General features: G+C 44.3%; 27 protein-coding genes and 2 other RNA genes. 21 read left to right on the top strand and 8 right to left on the bottom strand.

The genetic code is table 11. The features are described 5' to 3' along the window. Position 1: 1 nt before the first annotated feature. From ligD to EV213_RS04750, 4 genes are all read right to left on the bottom strand, one after another. Positions 2-1,792, bottom strand: a complete 1,791-nt coding sequence (ligD, locus tag EV213_RS04765) for a DNA ligase D (RefSeq protein ID WP_133579361.1) — start codon at positions 1,790-1,792, stop codon at positions 2-4. Next, entirely contained in the window at positions 1,789-2,634 is an 846-nt protein-coding gene (gene ku, locus EV213_RS04760; RefSeq protein WP_133579360.1) for a non-homologous end joining protein Ku, read from the bottom strand. Before ku ends, ligD begins: the two co-directional genes overlap by 4 nt. A 49-nt stretch (positions 2,635-2,683) precedes the next feature. Then, positions 2,684-3,094, bottom strand: a complete 411-nt coding sequence (locus EV213_RS04755) for a hypothetical protein (protein WP_133579359.1) — start codon at positions 3,092-3,094, stop codon at positions 2,684-2,686. Positions 3,095-3,155: 61 nt separating this feature from the next. Continuing rightward, the gene (locus EV213_RS04750; protein ID WP_133579358.1) at positions 3,156-3,413 is read right to left on the bottom strand and encodes an LSM domain-containing protein; all 258 of its coding nucleotides are present in this window, start codon (positions 3,411-3,413) and stop codon (positions 3,156-3,158) included. Positions 3,414-3,520: 107 nt separating this feature from the next. Between EV213_RS04750 and EV213_RS04745 the strand changes: the two genes are divergently transcribed. The 12 genes from EV213_RS04745 to ssrS all read left to right on the top strand — a co-directional run bounded on the left by EV213_RS04745 (position 3,521) and on the right by ssrS (position 13,443). After that, positions 3,521-4,231, top strand: coding sequence for a class I SAM-dependent methyltransferase (locus tag EV213_RS04745; RefSeq protein ID WP_166639158.1), 711 nt, complete (start codon positions 3,521-3,523; stop codon positions 4,229-4,231). A 170-nt stretch (positions 4,232-4,401) separates the two neighbouring features. Beyond that, positions 4,402-6,690 (top strand): DEAD/DEAH box helicase, encoded by a 2,289-nt coding sequence (locus EV213_RS04740; RefSeq protein ID WP_133579592.1) that lies wholly within the window; start codon positions 4,402-4,404, stop codon positions 6,688-6,690. After that, a complete protein-coding gene (locus EV213_RS04735) occupies positions 6,668-7,915 on the top strand; it encodes a ribonuclease H-like domain-containing protein (RefSeq protein WP_166639157.1) in 1,248 nt (415 codons plus the stop codon). Before EV213_RS04740 ends, EV213_RS04735 begins: the two co-directional genes overlap by 23 nt. Before the next feature lie 194 nt (positions 7,916-8,109). Beyond that, entirely contained in the window at positions 8,110-8,433 is a 324-nt protein-coding gene (locus EV213_RS04730; RefSeq protein ID WP_279512749.1) for a CotD family spore coat protein, read from the top strand. Positions 8,434-8,588: 155 nt separating this feature from the next. Further along, positions 8,589-9,164, top strand: coding sequence for an SLOG family protein (locus EV213_RS04725; protein ID WP_133579355.1), 576 nt, complete (start codon positions 8,589-8,591; stop codon positions 9,162-9,164). Between the two features lie 62 nt (positions 9,165-9,226). After that, entirely contained in the window at positions 9,227-9,535 is a 309-nt protein-coding gene (gene gpsB, locus EV213_RS04720; RefSeq protein ID WP_133579354.1) for a cell division regulator GpsB, read from the top strand. A 55-nt stretch (positions 9,536-9,590) separates the two neighbouring features. Then, positions 9,591-9,983, top strand: an RNA gene (rnpB, locus tag EV213_RS04715) — RNase P RNA component class B. A 107-nt stretch (positions 9,984-10,090) separates the two neighbouring features. After that, complete coding sequence (locus EV213_RS04710) at positions 10,091-11,227, top strand: THUMP domain-containing class I SAM-dependent RNA methyltransferase (RefSeq protein WP_133579353.1); 1,137 nt, start codon at positions 10,091-10,093, stop codon at positions 11,225-11,227. A gap of 61 nt (positions 11,228-11,288) precedes the next feature. Further along, complete coding sequence (locus EV213_RS04705) at positions 11,289-11,468, top strand: hypothetical protein (protein WP_133579352.1); 180 nt, start codon at positions 11,289-11,291, stop codon at positions 11,466-11,468. Between the two features lie 115 nt (positions 11,469-11,583). Continuing rightward, a complete protein-coding gene (locus tag EV213_RS04700) occupies positions 11,584-12,639 on the top strand; it encodes a type III polyketide synthase (protein ID WP_133579351.1) in 1,056 nt (351 codons plus the stop codon). Further along, positions 12,639-13,217: an isoprenylcysteine carboxyl methyltransferase family protein gene (locus EV213_RS04695; RefSeq protein WP_166639156.1), complete on the top strand. Its 579-nt coding sequence runs from the start codon at positions 12,639-12,641 to the stop codon at positions 13,215-13,217. Before EV213_RS04700 ends, EV213_RS04695 begins: the two co-directional genes overlap by 1 nt. Positions 13,218-13,275: 58 nt before the next feature. Next, a non-coding RNA gene (gene ssrS / locus EV213_RS04690) (6S RNA) lies at positions 13,276-13,443 on the top strand. Positions 13,444-13,498: 55 nt separating this feature from the next. On the opposite strand, the gene EV213_RS04685 is transcribed toward ssrS, so the two are convergent. Continuing rightward, a complete protein-coding gene (locus tag EV213_RS04685; RefSeq protein WP_133579349.1) occupies positions 13,499-13,618 on the bottom strand; it encodes a small, acid-soluble spore protein L in 120 nt (39 codons plus the stop codon). 251 nt (positions 13,619-13,869) lie between these two features. On the opposite strand from EV213_RS04685, the gene EV213_RS04680 reads away from it, so the two are divergent. Next, the gene (locus tag EV213_RS04680; RefSeq protein ID WP_133579348.1) at positions 13,870-14,154 is read left to right on the top strand and encodes a DUF6123 family protein; all 285 of its coding nucleotides are present in this window, start codon (positions 13,870-13,872) and stop codon (positions 14,152-14,154) included. Here EV213_RS04680 and EV213_RS04675 read toward each other — a convergent pair. Then, complete coding sequence (locus tag EV213_RS04675; RefSeq protein WP_133579347.1) at positions 14,133-14,528, bottom strand: reverse transcriptase-like protein; 396 nt, start codon at positions 14,526-14,528, stop codon at positions 14,133-14,135. The genes EV213_RS04680 and EV213_RS04675 overlap by 22 nt on opposite strands. A gap of 79 nt (positions 14,529-14,607) precedes the next feature. Between EV213_RS04675 and EV213_RS04670 the strand changes: the two genes are divergently transcribed. After that, a complete protein-coding gene (locus EV213_RS04670; protein ID WP_166639155.1) occupies positions 14,608-15,261 on the top strand; it encodes an RNase H family protein in 654 nt (217 codons plus the stop codon). Positions 15,262-15,283: 22 nt separating this feature from the next. Then, positions 15,284-15,502: a zinc-finger domain-containing protein gene (locus EV213_RS04665; protein WP_133579345.1), complete on the top strand. Its 219-nt coding sequence runs from the start codon at positions 15,284-15,286 to the stop codon at positions 15,500-15,502. A gap of 616 nt (positions 15,503-16,118) precedes the next feature. Here the strand turns inward: EV213_RS04665 and metA are convergent. Together metA and EV213_RS04655 are read right to left on the bottom strand one after the other, a co-directional pair. Then, positions 16,119-17,024: a homoserine O-acetyltransferase MetA gene (gene metA, locus EV213_RS04660; RefSeq protein WP_133579344.1), complete on the bottom strand. Its 906-nt coding sequence runs from the start codon at positions 17,022-17,024 to the stop codon at positions 16,119-16,121. Positions 17,025-17,110: 86 nt separating this feature from the next. Then, the gene (locus EV213_RS04655) at positions 17,111-17,398 is read right to left on the bottom strand and encodes a hypothetical protein (protein WP_133579343.1); all 288 of its coding nucleotides are present in this window, start codon (positions 17,396-17,398) and stop codon (positions 17,111-17,113) included. A 119-nt stretch (positions 17,399-17,517) separates the two neighbouring features. On the opposite strand from EV213_RS04655, the gene EV213_RS04650 reads away from it, so the two are divergent. The 6 genes from EV213_RS04650 to EV213_RS04625 all read left to right on the top strand — a co-directional run bounded on the left by EV213_RS04650 (position 17,518) and on the right by EV213_RS04625 (position 24,378). Next, a complete protein-coding gene (locus tag EV213_RS04650; protein ID WP_133579342.1) occupies positions 17,518-18,630 on the top strand; it encodes a conserved virulence factor C family protein in 1,113 nt (370 codons plus the stop codon). Positions 18,631-19,240: 610 nt separating this feature from the next. Continuing rightward, a complete protein-coding gene (gene ilvD / locus EV213_RS04645; RefSeq protein WP_133579341.1) occupies positions 19,241-20,938 on the top strand; it encodes a dihydroxy-acid dehydratase in 1,698 nt (565 codons plus the stop codon). Positions 20,939-21,014: 76 nt separating this feature from the next. Then, complete coding sequence (locus EV213_RS04640; protein WP_133579340.1) at positions 21,015-21,458, top strand: BrxA/BrxB family bacilliredoxin; 444 nt, start codon at positions 21,015-21,017, stop codon at positions 21,456-21,458. 228 nt (positions 21,459-21,686) lie between these two features. Then, positions 21,687-22,136 carry an SRPBCC family protein gene (locus EV213_RS04635; RefSeq protein ID WP_133579339.1) on the top strand — a complete coding sequence of 150 codons (450 nt, stop codon included), beginning with the start codon at positions 21,687-21,689 and terminating at the stop codon, positions 22,134-22,136. A gap of 720 nt (positions 22,137-22,856) precedes the next feature. Next, a complete protein-coding gene (locus tag EV213_RS04630; RefSeq protein WP_133579338.1) occupies positions 22,857-23,309 on the top strand; it encodes a hypothetical protein in 453 nt (150 codons plus the stop codon). Then, the gene (locus EV213_RS04625; RefSeq protein ID WP_133579337.1) at positions 23,302-24,378 is read left to right on the top strand and encodes a phosphodiester glycosidase family protein; all 1,077 of its coding nucleotides are present in this window, start codon (positions 23,302-23,304) and stop codon (positions 24,376-24,378) included. The genes EV213_RS04630 and EV213_RS04625 overlap by 8 nt, the downstream gene beginning before the upstream one ends. The last annotated feature ends 321 nt before the right edge of the window (positions 24,379-24,699 follow it).

The raw sequence follows: 24,699 nt of genomic DNA, 5'->3' as shown, positions 1-24,699 counted from the left end.
TCTAGTGTTGCTCTAACGTCTCTGTGATTTTCATGAGCAGTGTACTATTTTTTTGACGAACGTCGTTCATCGTGGCGAAGGGAAGAAAGCCAGAATTCACAGCCTGCATGACCCTGTGTTGTGTGCGTAAGTATGAATCGGTTAACGATAGCTCGTCCCATTCCAGTGGAGCCGCCACATACCCTTCTTGATTCCCGCGACAGGAATAGGGAGCAATGATCGTTTTTTTCGGATGATGCTGGACATAATCAACGTAAAGTCGACCTTTACGCTGTTGGATGAAGCGCTCGACGGTTACCTTATCTTCATGCCGCTCGGCCAACACATCAGCGCACAGCTTCATAAACTTATGCACCGTTGCATATGAATGACGTTCTTCCTGAAGAGGGACGTACACCTGTAAGCCTTTATTTCCGGACGATTTCACAAAGGACATTAGGGAAAAGGAATCAAGAATTTCTTTTAACCAAAGGGCAGCAGAGACCGTTTGTTTTTGAGATGGTGAGGAAACATCTGGTGGGTCAAGGTCAAAGACAAGTTCTCGAGGACAGGTGTCGCCATCCTGGTGAAAGGGCACATGAAATTCTAGCGCTGCATGGTTGGCAAACCAGAGCAGTGCTTTTTTTGTGTTGCAGAGCATGCCGTCTGCATCGGAAGTGGGGGTGCCAACGACAGTAGGTGCATACGCTGGCTTGTTCCTTTGATAAAAGGACGTCTTGCCAACCCCGTCTGGCCATCTCACTACGGTGAGAATACGCTTCTGCAAATGAGGCAAGATCGCTTCTGCCACTGTTTCCATATACGACATATAGCAAGATTTTGAAATCGAGACTGTCGGCCATAGCAGTTTAGCAGGCTTAGATACGTCAGTGTTTGTTTTGGGTGTGAGGGCTTTTTGCAAGGCGTTCATCGTACAATGTTGAGGCGATTCCTCCGGGAGAAAACGAACAAACCGTGGCTCCCTAAGCATGCCATCCGCCATTCCGATCGTATGAACTTCAGCGCAAACACCATCCGCCTCTTTGTTTGCTTTCAGGACGGAAGTCAATGCCGCTGCCTCTTCAGCTGTCATACCATGACGAAGCGTACAAACGTTTGACCACTGGCCATCTTCATTTAGCACACGACCTGAAAAATAGCCCGTTGACGATGGAGACGATAGCACAAGCATCACCGTTTGATATGTTTTATATTTCACCCAATCCGTCGTACGCCCATGGGTATATAAACTGTTGCTTTTTTTGGCAACGATGCCCTCTCCGTGCTGAGACCTAACGTCTGAAAGCAACTGTGCAGACGAAGAAACGGATAAAATCCGTACAATCCGATCTTGATGAAGCATTTTAATATCAGTAAGAAGTTCCTTTCGTTCATCATACGGAAGCGAACCTACAAAAGCCCCTTCAATGACCAGGACGTCAAACAAGCATAATGTGGCAGGTGTTTTGCTAGCAGCGGAGTGGATTCGATTTGTATTCGTCATTCGTGCACGCGTCGCAAGGGCGCTAAAATCACAACGGAGGGATGTGAGGAGGACGCATAGCTCACCATCAAACACGAGGGGTAAAAGCTCTTTTTGCTGCGCTTGCAACTGTTTGGCCGCGTTGATGATGTCAGGGAAGGCATGGGTGTAAAACACCCCAGTCTTACTCATAAGGTGAATCGATTCTTTTAAGATGACGAGCTGCATTCGAAACCCATCGAATTTCGGCTCGTACCACCACTGAGATCCTAGGGGGAGGTGGCTTGTCAGCGTAGGCTCCATTGGTGGGATATGCCACTCCTGGTTCATTTGGCTTTTTTGCTTCCTTTATCTTTCGTCACTTTTTCACTCGTACGTTGTTTCTTTTGCTTTTGTTTTGCTGGTTTCGACTGATCAATGCTTGCTTGGAGCGTTTTCATAAGGTCGTCCATTGAAGACCCTTTTGTTGATGCTTTAGATGGCGCTTTTATGGCAGAGGCCTGTTTGGCAATTCGGTCCAAAAGTGCTTCTTCAGCAGTATTGCTATATTCTTCAGGGTTCCAAGTTGTGCTTAGCTGATCGATCAGTGCTTCGGCGGTTTTCTGTTCTTTTGGTTGAATGTCAACTTTTTTTGGCATGTTTGGCACGCTGTCCACGGAGCGGATGGCTTCTGGAAAATGCATTGTTTCCATCAAAAGTCCAGCGTCATAGGATCGAATCAATGCAAGATGCTCCTTTTGACGAATCGTTATGATGGCAATGCCAGCTTTGCTCGTCGCTTTTAAGGCCTCAAATAGCAAGGCGTATGGCTTTTGTCCTGAAGCGTCAGGGCCAATAAAATACGAGGCGTCAAAATAAATAGGGTCTATGTCCTTAAGCGAAACAAATTGCTGGATGTCTGCCGTTTTGCTTGTGTCGTTGCCTTTTTCTTTTTGCAGCATGGTTTCGTCTACAGGGACAAAGCTATCCTTTTCAAATTCATACCCTTTTTCAATGTCGTCTTTGTCGACATCAACCTCACACTGTGGGCAAAATTTCTTATATTGAATTGGGGTATGGCATGTTTTGTGGAGCTGACGTAAAGGCACACCACTTGTTTCCGTCGCTTTATAGAGCTTTATAGGAATATTGACTAAGCCAAAACTGATGGCTCCTTTCCAAACTGTATGCATTGAAAGGCCTCCTTGTCGTTTTCCATTAGGTTAACCAATGGTGGGCCGTTCAATCCGTCAAACTCTCAGGCACGATGTTCACTTGGGCAAGCACAGGATCGACCCTTTTTAGCCAACGGATCGAGAGTTTTTCATCTTTATACCGAATCCTTGCCGTGCCTTTTTTGATAAGGCATGGCAATCGAAGCTCTTTTTTCTCTCCTGACGTTTGGTTCTCTATCCATACAACTGAGGATGAGTGCAGAACAGACAATCCATGAAGCTCCTTTTCGACGACTGTAATGAAAACCGTGCAGTAATTTTCATTCGTTTCTACTTGGGTTATCATGGACTGCGCCTCACTTGCGTTAAATAAGGACTGCCAAGGAACGGACCAATCCTGATCTGCCGCATTTGATTGAAACCCTGTTTGTGAAAAACAGTGCTTTAAAAACGCTTCGAATTCTTTGCTCCAGTTCATTAGAAGCCTCCTTTTCGTTCGCCTAAGGCACGACAAAAAAACCTCCCCAGGACGGGAAGGTCTACCAGAAAAATGGGAGTAGCGCTATGGTTGCGATAGAGCCAAGAGCGATTCCGATACCGAGCCCCGCGCCATATCCGTATCCGCCATACCCAAAAAATCCATACCCAAAGCCACCTGCGCCGCCAATAGGTTGGATAAACACCTGTTGACGATCGACGTTTTGAATAATGCCGCGATATTCTCGACCGTTTTTACAACGGATGTGCACGGGTCTTCCTTGATGCTGACAGCATGTTTGATAATGATTAAATGACATTCTTATTACTCCTTTATATTCGTCGTACTGTCACGATATGCAAACCGATTTTTTTTGCATGAGACAAACGTATTAGGTCATATATGGAATTAAAGGGGGAGAACAAAATGGATTATATGACATTGCTAAAAAAGCTCCACGTTCGTTACGCACATCCAGGGGGGAAAGAGTTATCCGAATGGATTGCTGTTGAGGCGGGTGCAACGACGGAAACAAAACTCCTCGATGTAGGGTGTGGGGTTGGCTATTCAGGCGCCTTATGGAAAGCGCTTGGCGCGAACGTATGGGGCATTGATCGGGATAAGGACATGGTCGCGATGGCTCGTCAAGTCCACAAAGGCATGGACGTGCAAGTCGCAGGCGAAGATGTTCTTCCATTTGAAACAGATTTTTTTAGTCATGTGCTGGCGGAGTCTGTGCTTGCATTTGTACCGCAGCTTGACGACCTTCTGCAAGAACTTCATCGTGTTCTTAAACCGGGCGGGGCATTATGGTGCATTGAACTAACGCTCCAAGATTCGCTTCATACCCTTTCTGCCGAGGAGCGGAGTGAGCTTTTAGCGTGGTATCGTTTTCGTCGCATTTGGACGAACGACGAATGGACATCTGCGTTTGCAAAAGCGGGGTTTTCAGCAGAGTTGCAAGTAACTGGTACGATACTCGATAGTTTTCAGTGGGTGAATACAGACGAGGAGGCACCGGACGTCACACATTTAACAACAAGTGAACGTACCTTATATGAGGAGCATCAGCGACTGACGATGCAGTACTGCACGAAAATTGGGTATTCGGTTTTTTGCTGCAAATCCAACGCGTAGATGTTTTTATGAAAATAGAAGTGAAGGAAAACAAACGTTTATACCGACAACTTCCTTGACCACAAGGAAATTTCAATGACCGTATTGTAATGACGAATAAAACGCTTGTTTTTGCCAAGCGAACGCTTATTCGCTACAATGATCATACAACGAATGGCAAAGGAGACTGTATGAAAAAGCAACCGCTGAAGCAAGTGTTGGATATGCTGAGAAAGGACGACCGCTTCGCTAATCAAATCGTTTATTGGCATACGATTGATGAACGCCAAGCTATTACCGCAGAGATGCCAGCGGATTTACATCCAACTTTAAAAAATGCCCTTGCAAAAAAAGGCATTAAGGCATTATATTCTCATCAAAAAAATGCGTATGACACGTCAAGAGCAGGGCATTCGTTTGTAGCGGTTACCCCAACGGCTTCAGGGAAAACATTATGCTATAATTTACCAGTGTTACAAACGATATCGGAGCAACCGAATGCCCGTGCTTTATATATATTTCCAACAAAAGCCCTTGCACAAGATCAAAAAAGCGAGCTGGCGGAACTGATCGATGCAATGGAGGTGAACATCCATTCGTCAACGTATGATGGGGATACGCCTGCAAATGTGAGGCAACGGATTCGAAAGGCAGGTCATATTGTTTTAACGAATCCAGATATGCTTCATTCAGGGATATTGCCACACCATACGAAATGGGTTTCTTTGTTTGAGAATCTCCAATACATCGTCATTGATGAAGTACATACATACCGGGGGGTTTTTGGCAGTCATTTTGCCAATGTCATCCGTCGTTTAAAACGATTGTGTGCGTACTACGGCTCGTCGCCGACGTTTATGTGCACCTCTGCCACAATAGAAAATCCAAAACAGTTAACAGAAGCGCTAACCGAGGACACCGTAAAGCTTATTAACAACAACGGGGCACCTGCTGGGAAAAAGCACTTTATTTTTTACAACCCGCCGATTGTCCAGCAAGCAATGAATATACGACGGAGTGCGACGCTTGAAGTCAAACAGTTGGCGGAGACCTTTTTGAAAGAACATATTCAAACGATTGTGTTTGCAAAAAGTCGTGTACGGGTGGAAATTATTTTGACCTACTTGCAGCGTTTGGCTCCGAGAGTATTTGGCGCGAATGCGATCCAAGGGTATCGCGGAGGCTATTTGCCTACACAACGGCGTGCGATAGAGCAAGGCTTGCGTTCGGGTGAGATTTATGGCGTCGTCAGTACAAATGCCCTCGAGCTAGGCGTTGACATTGGGCAGCTTCAGGTTTGTATTATGACGGGATATCCAGGAACCATTGCGAGTGCTTGGCAGCAAGCAGGACGCGCAGGGCGAAGGCAAAGTGAAGCGGTAGTGCTTATGGTCGCAAGCTCATCGCCATTAGATCAGTATGTCATCTCAAACCCTGATTTCTTTTTTGCGATGTCTCCTGAGACGGCGAGGATTAATCCTGATAATGTCATTATTTTAATGGATCATATCAAATGTGCTGCTTATGAACTTCCATTTCGAAAGGGAGATCGATTTGGTGATCAGGACGTGGAGGACATGCTAGACTATCTCACAGAGGAAAACGTGCTGCATGCATACAATGGTCAGTGGCATTGGATGAGCGATGCCTTTCCTGCTCACGAAATTAGCTTGCGTTCCGCCTCGCAAGAAAATATCGTGATCATTGACATTTCCTTTACAGGCAGCCATAAAGTGATTGGCGAAATGGACCGTTTCAGTGCCATGACGCTGCTTCATGAAGAAGCGATTTATTTGCATCAAGGCGTTCAGCATCAAGTGGAGCGTCTTGATTGGGAGGAAAAAAAGGCTTACGTGCGTGAGGTCAATGTTGATTATTACACGGATGCACAACTGGCTGTTTCGCTAGATGTGCTAGAGACGAACGAAAGCAAGGACAGGCAGGGCATGACCATTGAACAAGGCGAAGTAAGCGTACGTGCCATGGCCACATTGTTTAAAAAAATTAAATTTCACACTCATGAAAACATTGGTTCTGGTCCGATCCATTTGCCTGAGATGGAGATGCATACAGATAGCGCATGGATTTCCTTTCAAGAGGCGTCGGAAACGATGCATTTGCAGACGCTTGAGCATGGTCTAATTGGTATTGCCAATCTCCTCAAGCATGTTGCCCCACTATACGTCATGTGCGACCCGTCAGACGTGCATGTCATACCGCAAATGAAAGCAACACATAATCACATGCCGACAATTTTCATTTACGACAGCTACCCAGGGGGCATTGGACTCAGCGTGAAAATTGCAAAGCAAATGGACGCGTTGTTTTCAGAGGCGATTCGTCTAATGGACCACTGTCCATGTCAAACAGGCTGTCCCGCTTGCGTTGGCATGGACGCGAGGCAAAACGGCAAAGACGATGTACGTGCCATCCTATCGCATAGTCGAGGTGTTCACTATGTCACTGAAGAAAAAGCTTGAACGATATCGTGCACTGCAAAAAAAGAAAGCCAGTGAAGAGAAAAACATAAATCAAGACGATAACATTCAAAAGGAAGCAGCGGTGGAGGATCAAGACCGCTTGTTTGCAGAGACGTCTTGGCAAGCACTTGGTTTTACGGCACACAAAACGAGTGAAGGCTACTGTTATATCAAGGAAACAACGTATCCTGCTCATACACGGTTTGGGAACATTGCTCTTAATGATATTTACAAAACCATCTCGTCATGGAACCGTTCATCGTTAAAATCACCGCTTTCAGCTCAAGGAAAAAGCGTTGAGGATCTTCTTTTTTTTGATACAGAAACGACAGGTCTTTCTCATGGTGCAGGGCATACGATCTTTTTGTTCGGCACTGGCTGCTTTAAAGAGGAAAAGTTAACGATAAAACAGTACGCTTTAGCGCGCCCAGGACAAGAGGCTGCGTTGTTTTTGCCTTTTTTACAGGATCACTCTTCATTATCGGATCTCGTCACTTACAACGGCAAATCGTTTGACTGGCCGCATGTCAAATCAAAGCATGTTCTTATTCGTGAACGTGTACCGACCTTACCAGAATACGGGCACTATGATCTGTTGCATGCGGCGAGACGCGTGTGGAAACATCGTATGGAAAAAGTATCTCTCGGAAATGTGGAAGCCGCAGAGCTTCAAATGAGCCGTGTTGGAGATACGCCTGGGTTTCTGGCTCCTATGCTGTATAAAAACTATGTTGAGTCAGAGGATGCAACTTGTCTTAAGGGGATCATTCAGCACAATGAGCAAGACATCGTCTCACTCGTATTGTTATATGTGAGGCTTTCATCGCTTATTTTGGACTATAAAACAAAGGATGAGGGAGAACGACTTGCGCTAGCAAAGTGGCTTGACAAGGACAAGAACGATGAAGAAGCGGCGTATTTGTATGCGTCATTATTGTCGTCAAACGAATGGCGGGAAGAGGCCGCTTTTCAATTAGCAGGGCTGTGTAAGCGAGAAAATGCGTATGAGCGTGCGCTCGCCTTATATAAAAGTATTCAAGGTGAAGAGTTGAAAAAAGATGCCTGGCTCGCAGCGGCGATGCTATATGAGCATCAATTTCAGCAATATGATGAAGCCCTGTCTCTCGTCAATCAATTAGTAAATGAATATGCCGATGAGTTGCCAGGTACGGCATCATTGCAGCATCGTCATCGGCGGCTTCTTCGAAAAATAGCAGGGAAATAAGGAAGAAATAGTGTGGCTATATTTCCCGGGCAAGCGCAAAAAATGAGTTTATTCGGCAGAGGGACGTCAGTTTTTGACGGCAAGTGTTCTTTCACAGTAATTCTCTTTTTTGGGTCATTGGCTGATAGCGTTTTAGGGCATTGGTGCATAGTCTATAGTGTAATCGCAAATGAGTTTAGAAAGGAGATTCGCCAATGTTTAATCACTGTCACAAGCCAAAGAAACCAATGCAATGCTGCCCGATGCCTAGCAATCAGATGCCTACGAATCAACTTCCTGCAATGTCGCAGCCAATGATGATGCCTGCGAATGTTCACCCGACACGTACGGTTGTGGAAAATCAATTCTTTCACACGATTGTGCCTCATATTCACCCTATTCACATAGAGAAAAGACAGCATCAAATGTATGAACACCGTCATTATTACCCACAAACTGTATCGAACGTTGCTGATGCGCAACATCAGCATTTTGATTGTTGCCCTGAGCCTCCAGAAAAGCATCATGACTGTGACTAACATGTGTAAAAAAGCTGACGTGAGTGTCAGCTTTTTTATTATTCTGCTCTTCGTGATACAATTTTTGCAATTGTATTCCCAATGATAAATCATTTTTAATGGGCATGTAGTATATGCTCAAGTGAAAATATGGATATAGAGAAGAGGGGCCAAATGTGTTAAAATCAGTTGCAGTTGGGGGGTACAAGCCCTTTGAGTTAGGGATTTTTCAACCTTCCCATCAAGGCATTCCTGTGATTAAGGAAACGCTACGCCAAAAAATGATTGGCATGATCGAACAAGGTACAGAGTGGTTCGTTTCTTCTGGGCAATCTGGGGTAGAATTATGGGGGCTTGAAGTCGCCGAAGACCTGAAGAAAACAGCGTATCCGTCCTTACAAACGGCGTTACTTCCCCCGTTTATTGGTTGGGAGGAAAAATGGAATGAAGTGGAACAAGAAGCTTTCCGCAAGCTTTTTCACGAAGTGGATTTTTGTCGGTACATTACGGATCGTCCGTATGAGTCTCCGGCACAGCTGCGCGTAAAAAATCAGTTTATTGTTCAGCATACGAGTGGAATGCTTCTGTTGTATGATGAAGACCATGAGGGTACGCCGAAATATATGCTCCATGCAGCAAAACAACAGGAACAGTATCCCGTTGTATGGGTTTCCCCAGAGGATGTCGCAGAGACAGAGCGAGTTCTCGCAGAAATGGCATTTGATGAATGGAAAGTTGACGAGAAAAATTGACTTTTCACGGACATTCTGAAAAAATAAAGTTATCATAGACAGCGTTGAATGAGGTGAAAATCATGTTATCAGATAAAATGGTGTTGTCCGCAAAAGATATTTTGGAAAAAGATTTTAAAACAGGCATTAAAGGCTACAATCAAGATGAAGTTGATCAATTTCTCGATCAAGTGATTAAGGATTATGAAACGATGCACGCACACATCGAAGCACTTGAACAAGAAAACCAACGACTGAAAAAACAGAGCACTGAAGCACCTAAGCAACAAAGACAAGCCCAGCCTACACAACAAGGAAGTACCAACTATGACATTCTAAAACGATTGTCAAACTTGGAGCGCCACGTGTTTGGAAGCAAGCTGTACGAATAGGCAATTGCCTTGACTTTCAGTTTTAAGCTGATATAATACAGCAGCAAGCGTTTATGCGTTCGAGCGATCGCTGCACTCTCGATTCGTCGAAGTAGTGCAGAGGAAAGTCCATGCTCGCACAGTCTGAAATGTCTGTAGTGTTCGTGCCTGACGAAACAATAAGTCAGGGTAGGTGAAAGCCTAACGGCAGAGAAATGACCTACGTCCAAATTGGATATGGTTCTTATGCTCTTGAAAGTGCCACAGTGACGGAGTCCATTTGGAAACAAATGGAGTGGAACGAGGTAAACCCCACGAGCGAGAAACCCAAATTATGGTAGGGGCGCTCTCCAGAAGGAAAAAAACAGACGGAGAGGCATCGGTTGACCGATGCAGATAGATGATCGCTGCTACAGCACGAGGGTTGTACCCGTTTGCAGTGCTTTAGAACAGAACATGGCTTACAGGACGCATGACAATCTTGCAATGAAAACAACCTAACAACGAGCTCTCTTGTATGTAAGAGGGCTTTTTTTATAGTGTAGAAAAGCAATGAATAGAATGGATGTGTGCGTCATGGAACAGCAGTTTACGATCATATGTACAACAGCAATGGGTTTAGAAGCTGTAGCAAAAAATGAAATCAAGCAGCTAGGGTACCCAGAAGCAATAAGTGAAAATGGTAGGGTGGTTTTGCAAGGGTCCGCCAAAGACGTTGCCAAGCTAAATCTTTGGCTTCGAACAGTGGATCGTGTAAAGCTTCTTGTTGGTCGCTTTGAGGCGACTTCATTTGACGATTTGTTTGAAGGGACAAAGGCGCTTTCTTGGGAGGCGTACCTTCCCTTCGACGCAGCGTTTCCGGTTAGTGGAAAATGTGTTCGCTCCCAGCTATACAGCGTCCCAGATTGCCAATCAATCGTGAAAAAGGCGATTGTTGAACGATTAGCGGCGAACCAAGTTCAATTTCAAAAATTTGATGAATCAGGTGCTACATTTCCGATCGAAATTAATGTCACAAAAGACATCGCAGAGCTCACGTTAGATACAAGTGGGTCAGGCTTACATAAACGCGGGTTTCGTCTTGGGCAAGGAGAAGCACCAGTCAAAGAGACATTGGCAGCAGCGCTCGTCTTGCTTACGAATTGGAAGCCGGATATGCCTTTTATTGACCCGCTTTGTGGATCGGGTACGATTACGTTGGAAGCGGCTATGATCGGCATGAACATCGCCCCTGGATTTAACCGTGGATTTGCGGCTGAACATTGGCCGATTATCTCTGAAAAGTATTGGAACGAAGTAAGAGAAGAGGCAGAAGACCTTGCTCGATATGACCAGGAGTTATCGATTTCGGGGTCGGACATTGATCATCGAATGATTGATATCGCTAAAGAGAATGCAATGGAGGCTGGGCTGCAAGACAATATAGATTACCGTCAAATGCAGTTATCAGATTTGCATTTGAAAACAGAGCAAGGAGTCTTAGTGACCAATCCTCCTTATGGTGAACGTTTAGGCGATAAAGAAATAGCAATGGAGCTTGCGGAATCGCTAGGCGACCTTTACAAGCAGCAGCCCTCATGGTCATTTTACGTCATTACTTCCGATAAGCGATTTGAATCTTTTTTTGGACCGCAAGCGACGAAGCGACGAAAGCTGTTTAACGGACAAATCGAAACACAATATTATCAATACTGGGCGAAGCGACGACCATAACGTATACACGGCTCCTCCGTGGCATATACTGATGTATAACGGCCTGAGAGGAGCTTTACAAATGAATCCATACGAAACATTTCAAACCATTAAACGTGCGCTTGATCATGCGGAGGAAACGCTAAATGCTGAGAGCTCCGATGTTCAACAAACGATGATGGAAGCACGTTTGTTCAATCTTAAAGCAGTTTTGCGACATGAAGGCATTGATGAGATGCCTTGGTTATCTGACCGCACTTAATACAGCTATGACAAACATAGATCTAAAAGGGTTCCTATCTACGAGGGGGCTCTTTTTATTGTATAAAAAAGGGCATTTACCCACAGGCTAAAAGAAAAAGAGGGGCAAATGCGCTGTGGCCAAAATAGAAGCTGTTGGGACTGCGGTCCCACCCTACACTTATTCACAAAAAGAGATCATCCCGATCGTGGAACACATGTTTTCTGACGCGTTTCCTGACATCGGTCGGCTGCTATCAGTATTTGAGAATGGGCTTGTAAACACGAGGTCATTTGCACAGCCGCTTAGCTGGTATTTAGAAGAGCATTCTTTCGCGGATAAAAACCGCTGTTTTCAGGAAGCTGCCTTTCATACTGCTCTACTTGCGGCACAACGTTGTTTAGAAAACCATGACACGAAAGCCGTTGATGCCATCTTTTTTGTTACAAGCACAGGTATCAAAACTCCTGGACTTGAGGTGGATTTAATCGATGCGCTTTCATTATCCGGAGACATTGAAAGATACCCGCTTTGGGGGCTTGGCTGTGCAGGAGGCGTGTCGGGAATAAATAAAGCATTGCAATATTGCGATCATTATCCTGATCGAGTCGCGCTCCTCGTATGCGTTGAAATGTGTTCAACAACGTTCCAGAAGGACGACCATTCGAAAAGCAATTTGATTGGCACGTCACTGTTTGCTGATGGCGCCGCTTGTGCCCTCGTGTCAGGGAAACGTGTGAAAGCATCTGGCGTGCTACCCCATTGGGTAAGCAGTTATCAATCGTTACAACCGCAATCACAAAAACTGATGGGATGGAATGTTGAAAACGATGGACTTCATGTTATTTTTGGCAGGCAAATTCCGTCTGTCGTCAAGTCATGGGTTGTGCCAGAACTCACACAGTTCTTACAAAGAAACAATGTGAGCACAGAAAATATCGTTTCATACATCTCACATCCTGGAGGGCGTAAAGTTCTCGAAGCATACGAAGAGAGTTTTCAGGTGGACAAGAAGATGTTTTCTGCTTCATACAATGTGCTTCAAAAATACGGGAACATGTCTTCACCAACCGTCCTATTTGTGCTTCAAGAGATCATGAAACAACCTCAAAAGCACGGGAACGCATTGATGACAGCACTTGGGCCAGGATTTTCTTCAGATGCCGCATTACTAGAATGGAGGGACGCTTGATGAAAGCCTTGTTTCTATTCATGTATCTTTGGAGTGTAGTACAAAGAGTAGTAGAGCTTTTAATCGCTCGCAGCAATGAAAAAAAACTTTTGGCTAGAGGGGGAAGGATAGTTGGTCAAGATCATTACAAGTGGCTCGTAGGAGCTCAGGTCACGTTTATGGTCATCTGGCTTGCTGAATTCCTTCTTCATCCAAGGCTTTCTCCATATGCAGGTTTATATATACTGGCATACAGCCTCATCTTAGGATTGCGAATATGGACGATGCGTTCGCTAGGGGAGTTCTGGAATACAAAAATTATTGTTCTACCAGGAGCCACTTTACAACAGCGTGGCCCGTACAAGTGGATGAAACATCCGAATTATGTCATCGTCTTTATGGAAATGCTGCTTTTGCCGTTGATGTTCCAAGCTTATGTCACAGCTTTTTGTGGGATATTCCTTCAAAGCGTAGCTTTGCGCATGCGCTTACCGATCGAAGAACAGGCGCTTCAGGAAAGCACGACTGAAGCCGCTGCGATGATGTATCAGGAGAAGCATAAGTTTTTCCCTTCTTGGAGAACAAGGAAATTTCAATGACCGTATTTAAATCAACAAATCAATTTCCTTGTTCTTTAGAGGAAATCACGTTATAATAAATTTCCTGCGGTTCGGGTGACTCGTATTTTGTCTTAATCCGATGTATAGTCAAAGGGAGCCTTATATTAGATCGTGGCCGCCCACGAGGCGAAAGCGTGAATGCGGGCACCCACTTTCCTTTATGGGATTGACAGACTTTTACGAGCACCGCTCATGCGGGATTAACTAACACACAACGACCCTCCATTATTTAGTGGAGGGCTTTTCATGGTATAATGATCCTACACCAATTTCGTATTCTTTTTTTTCGCTATGGCTTCAAGCTGACTTTTAGGAGCTGTGGCTTTTTCGTCCGGGCTATAACCTTGTGGATTCACACTTGTCGTTTCTTTTTTCGGCATGAATGACCCCCCTTTCTAAGTATAGGATGTGTGAGTCGAAGGACTTTTAACCAAACAGGGGATCATTTTTGCAAGGTCATTTTTCGGCACGAATGAGAGAAGGAAGTCATCCACCACAATAAAAACGCCTTCGTAATAAAAGGCGTTTCAAAGTGTCGATTTCGTTCTTTAAAGAAGAGAAATTGAAGAAGCCCAATAAACAATACATGTCCACTGAGAAGATTCTTGCGATACGAAGGAGCAAAAATACTTTGTCAGCATTAGACCTTGGAACCTATATAGATCAACTGAACGGGCGAGGCTTTCGCTTCACTCACAGCGACATTATGTTCATTCACTTTGCCCAAAAATATACAGATGCAAATGACGCTGTCATGATTTATGCGCTAGAGCTTGTTTTGTCATTAAAGTTCAGCTTTGACTCAAGTTTTTACATCGCGCTCGTTGAGCAATTGCTTGAAAATAAAGTAAGCTCTAAAAAAGACGCGATTGCGCTTGCAAAAAAACTTGGTCTTTATGATCGTTTGCTCACTTGAATCGCGCGGCGAGCCAATTGATCAGCTTTTTTATTTTGGCTTTCAGGAATCCACTTGACGAAAAAAAGCGCAAACGATTGCGAGATAGCTAACACTTCATCCAATGAAATGCGATAAAGTGGCTTTTTCACATAGCAGCTTTCAACAGCTCGTTCAATGAGTTGTGAATCAGTTTTTACGAACACGTTTTGAATGCCTTCTGCTTGACAAAACTTAACAGCGGCAAGCAAGGCCTCCCATTCTGCTTCATGGTTTGTAAGTGCGGGCAGGGGAATCGATTTTTCTGTTACTTTTCCCTCGTGGATCACGACAAACCCAGCGCCAGATGGGCCTGGATTTCCTGCACTCGCGCCGTCAATATAAACATCAGCCATGATTGCCTCCTTTCTGCTCGTTACGTAAAACGAGAGGGCTTTGGTTATAGTATACATGACGAGAACAAAAGGAGTCTTTATGAACATTCAAATCCAATGGACGTATACTAAAAAAGGCATAAATGACATTTCGTTTGTTTCAGATTTTCTAGATGGAAAAGAAGTATTGAAGTGGCTAGAAGATGCTAGACGCACTGGACGAATGGGGAGCATTGAACTCGTTGACGAGCAAGGGAGAACATGGAATGAAAAGAATTTAAAACAGTACTTGCAAAAGGAAAGCGAAGCCCCTTCAGAAGTGCAGGGATGGTTTGACGGAAACTTTGACAAAGAAACACACTGTGCTGGGCTTGGCATTTACATTACGTACACACAGCAGCAAAGAAAGCACCAGCTTCGAAAAAATCGTGTATTGAATGAATTGGCTTCCAACAATGAAGCGGAATATGCAGCTTTGTGGATGCTTGCGAACGAACTGAAAGATTTAAACGTTATGTCTGATGTGACGATTCACGGGGATTCCATGAATGTGATTCATGGGATGGCGAAGGATTGGGCAATCTATGATGACGTGTTACAATCATGGGCAGAGCGAATTGATCAAAACGTACAATCATTGCAAGTTCCTATACACTGGAAGCTCATTTCATCAAAGGAAAATAAACGATGTGACCAGCTGGCCGAACAAGCTCTTTTAGGAATATCAATTGAAAGTCATTCATCTGCTGATTGAGAGAAAGGGGAGGAGATGGGCAGTGAAACAAAAAAGTGCTATTGTAGAAGTCGGAAAACTTCTTGATGAATATTGTGAAGGCTGTTTTTTAAAAACGCACAATAAAAAACGAATGGGCAAGCGTAGTGCCCATCAATTCTGCATTCAAAACTGTACAGTAGGTCAGCAGTTAAAGGCATTGGGAAGCATTTTGGAGAATGAAGATAAGCAGCCAACGAAAAACAGCGTCGATGACCAATAACAAGTCATCGACGCTGTTTTTTGTCTTATAAAGCAAGTCACTTTTAATAAGCCTGTTCGAAGATAATGCTGGGCGAATCTGAGTTTCTGAACGCACGGCGCTCCGCTTTTCATTGTCTAGCTACACGCCGTAGAAGCTGCGGCGCAGAAATCATTGGTCTAGTGAAATGAAAGAACCATTTCACAGCCCGATGATGTTCTGGCCTGCGCTTCTGAACGTACGGCGCTCCGCTTTTCATTGTCCAGCTCCGGCTCGCTGAAACTGCGGGACAGAAATCCCCAAACGAGAGAAATGTGAAGAACCATTTCCCTGTTTGGGGATATTCCGCCCTCCGTTTCAAAGCGCACTCGCCTGCGCTTTTCTTTGTCCAGCTCCGGCTCGCTGAAGCTGCGAGGTAGAAATCCCAGTGTGAGAGAAATGTGAAGAACCATTTCTTCACCCTGGGATGTTCTACTCTGCGCTTCAAAGCATGCTCGCCTTCACCTTTCGTTGTCTAGCTACACGCCGTAGAAGCTGCGGCGCAGAAATCCTCGTACTAGTGAAATGAAAGAACCATTTCACTGCCCGATGATGTTCTGACCTACGCTTCTGAACGTACGGCGCTCCGCTTTTCTTCTCACCATTGATATGGTGTGGCTTGGTAAACGTAATAGTTGAGCCAGTTCATGTAGAGGAGGTTTGCGTGTGCTCTCCAGAGGTGGAGGGGGAGCTGGCTTGGTTGATCGTTGATAAAATAATTTTTTGGTATATCAATTGGTGACCCATTTGTGATATCGCGATTGTACTCGTCGGCTAAGGAATGGGTCTCGTATTCGGGATGGCCGGTAAGAAACACTTGTTTTTTGTCTTTGCTTTGAACGAGGCACACGCCTGCTTCTTCAGAGTATGACAGAAGCGTCAGCTCTTCTTCAGATTCAATGTCCTCACGGCGTGTATTGGTATGCCGTGAATGAGGCACAAAAAAGCGATCGTCAAAGCCTCTGAGGAGGTCACAGTTTTGTTCAAGAATCTGATGTTCAAAGACGCCAAAGCACTTTTCCTCTAGTTTAAATTTGCCAATGTTGTAATGATGCTTTAATCCCGCCTGAGCCCCCCAACAGACGTGCAGTGTCGACGTTACGTGAGTCTTCGTCCAATCTAGCATTTCGCTAAGTTCATTCCAATAGTTCACTTCACAGAAATCAAGATGTTCAATCGGGGCGCCTGTAATAATCATACCGTCAAAATTCCGGTCTTTGACTTCTTCAAAGGTTTTATAAAACGCGTTTAAATGCTTGCCGTCCGTTGTCTTGGATAGATGTGTTGAGGGATGAAGCAGCGTAATATTTAATTGCAATGGAGAATTACTGAGCAAGCGCAAATGCTGCGTCTCTGCTTCTTCTTTTTTTGGCATAATATTAAAGATAGCGATATTCAATGGACGAATATCCTGTGAATATGCTCGGCTCTCGTCCATAACGAATATTTTCTCTTTCTCAAGCACTTCCTTCGCAGGTAAGTTTGATGGGATATTAATTGGCATTGCTCGTGTCACCGCTTTCCTTTTTTAACATTACGATATAGTTTACAAGGAATCGCTCACCTATACAACTTCAATTTTGCTTTGTCTTACAAATGGGTTGTCGTATGAAAGGCATTTATGAACGGGTGAGGGGGCTCGTTAATGTACAAGGACACAATTCCCTCAGTCGTATGAATGTATAAAAACCCAACGTCTGATGATGTCATTCTATAGGATACATCAAATATATCTGTTAAAAAACATTCAATCTCATCACTTTGTATACGATCAGGTAATAAAAAAAGCGTATGGCGATATTCTTTCACTTGCTTTCCTTCAACCGACAGATGATGCTGCCATCGAACGTACTCACAAGTCGCTAGTTGAGTGTCCAAACGTACGGCCTCCTTCTGCATTGCCTCTGCTATCACTATAGCATGCGATTGCCTGAACTGCATAGGAAGGGGAACCGTGCTACAATATAGTCAAAATCAAGAAAAGGGAGCGGATGCTCATGCATATTGTCTCAATCGAACCTACTCCCAGTCCTCATACAATGAAGATCACACTATCTGTAGGACTTGGCAATGGGAAAAGCGAGCATTACAAAAAAGAAGATGTCGACGATGCACCGGTTTGGCTTCAACCAATTCTTTCTATAGAAGGAGTGAAAGCCGTTTATCACGTCGCAGACTTTCTCGCATTGGACCGTGTGCCTTCCTATGACTGGAAGCCTGTGCTTGCGAAGGTTCGAGCATTATTTGGCGAAGAGGATGAGGAGCATGCTGTCACCGAAGTGAAGGAAACCTTTGGTGAAGTTCGCGTCCATGTACAAAAATTTTCAGGGATCCCCATGCAACTAAAGCTTTCAGATGGGGAAACAGAGCAGCGAATTGCACTTCCCCAAGCTTTTACTGACGCCGTCATGCAAGCGCAAATGGATCAGGAAAACGTTGTGTTTGAACGGTCGTGGGAGGAGTATGGCGTTCGCTATGGGGCGCTTGAGGATGTTGGTGCTACGCTTGTCGAGGAATTGGTCGCCCTCTATCCAAATGAACGACTGAAAGCCCTCCAAGAAGGACAGGCTAGCGAGACCGAAAGTCATTACCATACTGTCACACTTGACGATTTAAACTCTCCAGACTGGAAAGTACGTTTACGCAAGCTTGAGTACATGAAAGAACCGACAGTTGAAGACCTCCCAGTGTTAGAAAAGGCGCTTCAAGATGAGAAAGCATCCATTCGCCGATATGCCGTCATGTATTTTGGCATGATCGAGGACGTGCGCGTTCTTCCTTATTTAGAAAAGGCATTAAAGGATTCATCTGTTACCGTTCGGCGAACGGCTGGAGACGCCATGTCTGATCTTGGCATGACAGATGCGATGCCGGCAATGGCTGATGCTTTGCAGGATAGCAACAAGATTGTCCGCTGGCGAGCGGCCATGTTCTTGTATGAGGTGGGAGATGCCTCTGTTCTGCCGCAGCTTAAGGAAGCAGCGAATGATCCTGAATTCGAAGTGAGCTTGCAAATTCAGCTCGCGATTGAGCGAATTGCCGAAGGAAAAGAAGCAAAGGGCTCTATTTGGAAACAAATGACGGAGGCTGTATCAAAGGATTCAAAATAAGACAACTTACGCAGAGCAGAAATTATCTTTAACGCTGGTAGTGACTGAGTGGGAGCAAGGTGCGAAAGATCAATAAAAGCAGCCATTAGCAAGACTCCAGCGGCAAAGAAATCACGACCGCTTCATCAAAATACTTCGCTTTCCGCGGGCACGGCTTCAGCTTCCTCGGAAAGCAAGCTTTCCTGCGGGAACTTCAGCTCGCGCTGTTCCCGCAGGAGTCTGCGTAAATTTTATTATCTTTTATTGGTCCCTATTATGGAGAAAATAGAGTTATAAATAAGAGGGTCTGCCAAATGTAAGGTGCGAAAGTTCAGTAAATAATCCCAATTATTAGCCTCATGCTTTTGAAAAACGTTCGCTTTCTTCGTCCCTTTGTTATTAGTTTGTTAAACATTCATTGTAAAGTCATGGTAATTTGTTGGTTTAGTCACATCTGGAATGCTGAAGTGGATGCTAACGTATTAATCACATATCATGCAGGTCATTGCATTGCAAGCATTGAAAAGTAGCGGAAAAAACGATATATTGTTGAGAATGAACGTTTTATGACATCCAATCTTTATTTTTGTCTGAAAATTCATTTACCATCATACAAAAAAGGGAGATACGTATGACACAAGAAAAAGATTTGCGCATCAAGAGTAAAGTCATCAGTGAAGGTGGGGCGAACCGTGTACCGAACCGTGCGATGCTTCGTGCTGTAGGATTTTCTGATGAAGACTTTAAGAAACCAATGGTAGGTGTAGCCAGTACGTGGAGTGAAGTGACGCCATGTAACGTTCACATCGATGAGTTGGCTAGACGAACCAAAAAAGGGGCTTCCGACGCTGGCGGAAAACCGATGATTTTTAACACCATTACGATTGCGGACGGGATTTCAATGGGTACGGAAGGCATGCGTTTTTCTTTGCCAAGTCGTGAAGTGATTGCTGACTCGATTGAAACAGTTGTTGGCGGGGAAAGCCTCGATGCCTTTGTTGCGATTGGTGGCTGTGATAAAAACATGCCAGGCTGTATGATTGCCATTGGTCGGACCCAAGTTCCTGCTGTGTTTGTATACGGAGGGACGATTGCTCCAGGACGTCTGGATGGAAAAAACCTTGATATCGTAAGTGCCTTTGAAGGCGTGGGGCAACATAACGCTGGGAAAATAGACGATGAAGAGCTCCATAAGATTGAATGTCATTCGTGTCCTGGTGCGGGTAGCTGCGGCGGCATGTATACGGCAAATACGATGGCGTCTGCTATTGAAGCAATGGGCATGAGCTTGCCTGGCAGCTCCTCCAACCCTGCTATTTCTGAAGCGAAGAAAAAGGATTGTGAAGAAGCTGGCGTGGCTGTTGTCAACTTACTTAAACTAGGTATTTATCCAAAGGATATTATGACAAAAGAAGCTTTTGAAAATGCGATTACAGTGGTCATGGCGCTTGGCGGTTCAACAAATGCCATTCTTCATCTCATGGCGATGGCTCATTCCATTGACGTTGATCTACAGCTAGAGGATTTTGAACGCTTGCAAAAGAAAGTGCCTCACATTGCCGATCTTCGTCCTAGTGGTCAGTATGTGATGCAAGATCTGCACGAGGCTGGTGGCGTACAAGCAGTGATGAAGCTTTTGCATGAGAATGGCTTTTTGCATGGCGATTGCATGACCGTTACAGGCAAAACAATTGCTGAAAACTTGGCAGAAGCACCATCTTTACAAGAAGGTCAAAAGGTCATTACGGCTTTGGATGCGCCAAAACGTAAGGATGGTCCACTTGTCATCCTTCGTGGAAACCTGGCAGAAGAAGGCGCCGTTGCAAAAGTATCAGGCTTGAAGGTCACAAAGCTTACTGGACCTGCAAAAGTATTTGATACTGAAGAAGAAGCAACGCAAGCCGTGTTAAACGATGAAATTAAAGCTGGGGATGTCCTTGTTATTCGTTATGAGGGACCTCGTGGGGGACCAGGGATGCCGGAAATGCTTTCGCTTTCTGCAATCCTCGTCGGAAAAGGCCTTGGCGAAAATGTTGCTCTCTTAACAGACGGTCGTTTCTCAGGAGGAACACATGGTCTTGTTATTGGACACATCGCTCCAGAAGCACAGGTCGGAGGCAACATCGCACTTCTTCAAGACAATGATCTCGTAACGGTTGACAGTGAGAAGCAAGAAATATCAATGGATGTCAGTGATGAAGAATTGGCAAAACGTCGTGCGGCATGGACGGCGCCACCACTCAAGGTGAAACGAGGCATTCTCGCAAAGTATTCTCGTACAGTGTCCTCTTCGGCTAAAGGTGCCGTAACTGATTTATTTGAGGACTAAAATGCAATGATCGTGACATTAGGTTCTTTGTGAAGTAAAATAGGAACCATAATGTGACCAATTGGAGGGATTCTACATGTCTTCTGCATATGAGGAGCACATGCGTCAGCTCGTTGTACCAATGCGTAGAGAGCTGACAAGTGAAGGATTTGAAGAACTGACTACAGCTGAAAACGTCGATCAGTTTATTGAGACACTTAGCGATGAGGATACATCTCTTGTCATTGTTAATTCTGTTTGTGGTTGTGCGGCAGGTCTCGCCAGACCAGCTGCCGTGCATGCGGTTAAACAAGATGGAGCACCAAACAAGCTTGTGACAGTGTTTGCTGGACAAGACAAAGAGGCGACTGCCAAAATGCGTGAGTATTTTGGAGAAATTCCTCCTTCTTCCCCATCAATGGCCATCCTTAAAGGAAAAAGTGTTCATCACTTTATTCACCGCCATGAAATTGAAGGCGCAGAACCTCAAGAGATTTATGACCAGCTGCTTCAAGCTTTTCAAACGGTTAAAAACGCATAAGAAAAACTCCCCGGGGTGTCTCAATAACCTCGGGGAGTTTTTTAGGATTTTGAGAAACGCACGCAACTTCTCACGCAACTCCTTTTTAAGGAAGGTTTTTCTGTAATCTTGCTTTAGGATTTCACTAAGACGACAATTCAAGAAAACAAATCTTCTGTACTCAAGGACATAATTTTTAATGTATAAAAGGCACGTCTGCCAATGAACGAGTTCTGGGGGAAAAGGGGTATGAGTATCCAATTTGAAACGAAAGAAACCTTTCATGTTCCGAAAGAAAAACTATATCAAGGCTTGTTGGATTTGGATTCAGCACAGCATTGGATGCAAGGGCTAGTTCGAATAGAGCGGTTGGATGAAGGCCCTGTGAAAGTTGGAAGTAGATGGAAAGAAACAAGGAAAATGATGGGGCAGGAAGCAACGGAAGTAGTTAAAGTAACGGGTCTGGAGCATAATCAAATTCACCTTTACGTAGATGGTTCAAAAGGGACAAGCGGTAAAGGGGAACATTTCTATACGTATTCAATTAAAGAATTAGGTAATTCTACAGAGGTTACTTTACGCGGTGAAATTAAAGGGATGACTGGGATTGCAAAACTGCTTAGTAAACTAATGGCAGGCACATTCCGAAAAATTTGTGCAAAAGATTTGGATGGGTTGAAGAATTATTTGGAGAAATAGAGTTCGTGCCTGTCATGACTCGATTATATTTCACTGAATTCCCTTAAGCGGCATTATCTTAAGGACAAGGAGACTGCTATGAACGCAAAAAAATCCTTCTTTATGTGTATTCGGTTGATGAAATGTCCTAATGATGTAAAAACCTCAATTATAAAAAACCCTCTTCCTATATATCAATAGGAGGAGGGTTTTTCAACGCTTTTAATCTGTAAGGGTTAGGTAAATAAAATATACGGCTGAAATAATACTCATTGCAGTAAGGGATACTGTCATAATATCCAAATGAATGACCTCCATTAACCTCTAGCATTCGCGCCGGACGGATGTAAGCGAATAAAAAAGACGTGCAATCTTACTGGTTAATCAACTCACCGTTCGACCACTTAATCTATCCGCTTACATCATACCATTATTCTACTCGTTTGCCTATATACGAAAGCAAGGACAGGCAAAAATTCGCTTTGTTTCACGAAATGTGTAGACGTACGCATTCTATCCTTGAAAGAGAGTCCTTGTTTTTCATGGATATTATTACCTTGTTGTTTCTATGTTGAAATGCCTTTAAGGATACGGTATGCTTAGCAATCTATAGATCACGTGGCCTTAACAAAGCTTGTCGCTCGTCATTATTTCTACTAAAATCCTGCACGAGAAAACAGATAAAAGCTTTAATAAAGGCTCGCACAGCCAAACAAGGCTGAAACGCGGGGAGGAGTACATATGCAATCTAAAACAGCGCGGCTGTTATTAGAAAAGAGACGTAAAGCAACAGAAGATGTAAATGGACAGGTCAAGAGGAAATGGGTAAAACCGACATTATGGACCCTATCAATACTCGTTTGGGGGGGCATCACATTTGGCGGGTACAAGGCGGCTGAGCATTATTCTGTCTCAACGAAGACTTACGTTGATCAGCAGCTGGCAAGTATTCAAGAAGAGAACACAACACAGTTGGATGCTGTGGCAACGTCTATGACAGGTCTGAAAGATGAGCTGGTCAATGTTCAGAAAAACCTTGCTGCATTGCAAACACAGGTCGAAGCCACTGGCCAAGGTCTTAGTGGGAACGATGATTCAAAAGCTGCTCTTCAAACGGAGATTGATCAGTTAAATCAACAGCTACAAAAGCTGCAGCAATCTTTAGCACGGTTGGAGGAAGCATCTAATGGGTAGGAAGTTGCATATTTGGTCCTTGTTTACGATCGCACCGATTGCTGGTTTTCTCGTCTATCTATTTTGGCAGTCTCCCGAGGAAACGATTGCTTGGAATCAGTACTTAACAATGGAAACCGAAACAGTGTCGGCAGCAAGTACTTCTGTGTTAAACGCAGTGGAAGAGACCAACACAAACATAGGAATCTTTGAAAAGACACTCGCGAACGTGAATAAAGCCATTGCAAAAGAGAAAACGTATTACACGCAACAACAAGAAAAAATCGCTAGTTTAACAACAACAAGTCAGGCGCAAATGACGACATCCGATAAAGTGCTTGAGCAAATTCTTTCCAATTTGCTTGGCGATCCGATTTCGCAAAAAAGTGGTGACCGGTCTACCATTAAAGTGTATTCACTTCAAGGTGCTGGATATCAAGGCTATATGGCGAAGGTGAGTATTCATTCAAGCAACGCGTTACACGTATCACTTGCTCACGATAAAGTAAAAAGTAGTGGCGAAACAACAAGTGCCGCTGCCAAGCGAAAAGGGGCCACTCTCGCTGTGAACGCAGGGGGTTTTTGGCACACGGGCGACGGTGATATTGCACCTCTAGGAATTACCGTCATTGATGGACAGATTGTCACAATGTATGACGATGCAAAAAAACTCTCCGTTGTCGGGTTTAACAAACAAGGGCATTTGGTTGGTGGGAACTTTACAACCCAAGCCGAAATTAAGCAGAACAACATTCTTCAAGCGGCGAGCTTTACCCCCACATTGCTCGCTAATGGACAAAAACTAGCTATCCCTGCCAAATGGTCCGGCCAACGTGAGCCAAGAACCATCATAGGGAACTTCTCAAATGGAGACCTGCTTTTTATCGTTATAGATGGAAGGCAAGCCGGGTACAGCAGTGGTGTTACTCTAGAAGAGGTTCAGGATAAGCTGCTCAGCTTTCAGGTGAAGGATGCCTTTACTCTTGATGGAGGGGGTTCAAGTTCCTTTTATTACAATGGGAAAGTATTAAATCGACCTTCTGGTGGACAAGAACGTAAAGTATCAAGTCATATTCTTATTTACCCGTAAAGAATTCAATGCCAAGCAGAGGAAGGGGAAGCTGCTTGGCATATTCTTATTCTCTATACCTATATCGCGTTATATAACTGGCATTTTTTTCGTTCACATGAGAGAATAATAGAGAATGAATCACTTTTTCCAACAAATAAAACGATGTTACATAATCACTCCAATGTTGATTTTTCGAACTGTAGACCTGCAAACGTATGCGCGAAACCATAGGGCAGTGAGTGATTAGCGAAAGTTTTCTTTGAAACTCTTTTTAGAGATTTAAATGTCCGTGTTTATACGCAAAAGTACGTCCTGATGAAAATGATTTAATCTGTGTAA

It is taken from the genome of Aureibacillus halotolerans (genome assembly GCF_004363045.1).
Classification (GTDB): domain Bacteria; phylum Bacillota; class Bacilli; order Bacillales; family DSM-28697; genus Aureibacillus; species Aureibacillus halotolerans.
This window is presented reverse-complemented; position numbering and strand designations above follow the sequence as displayed.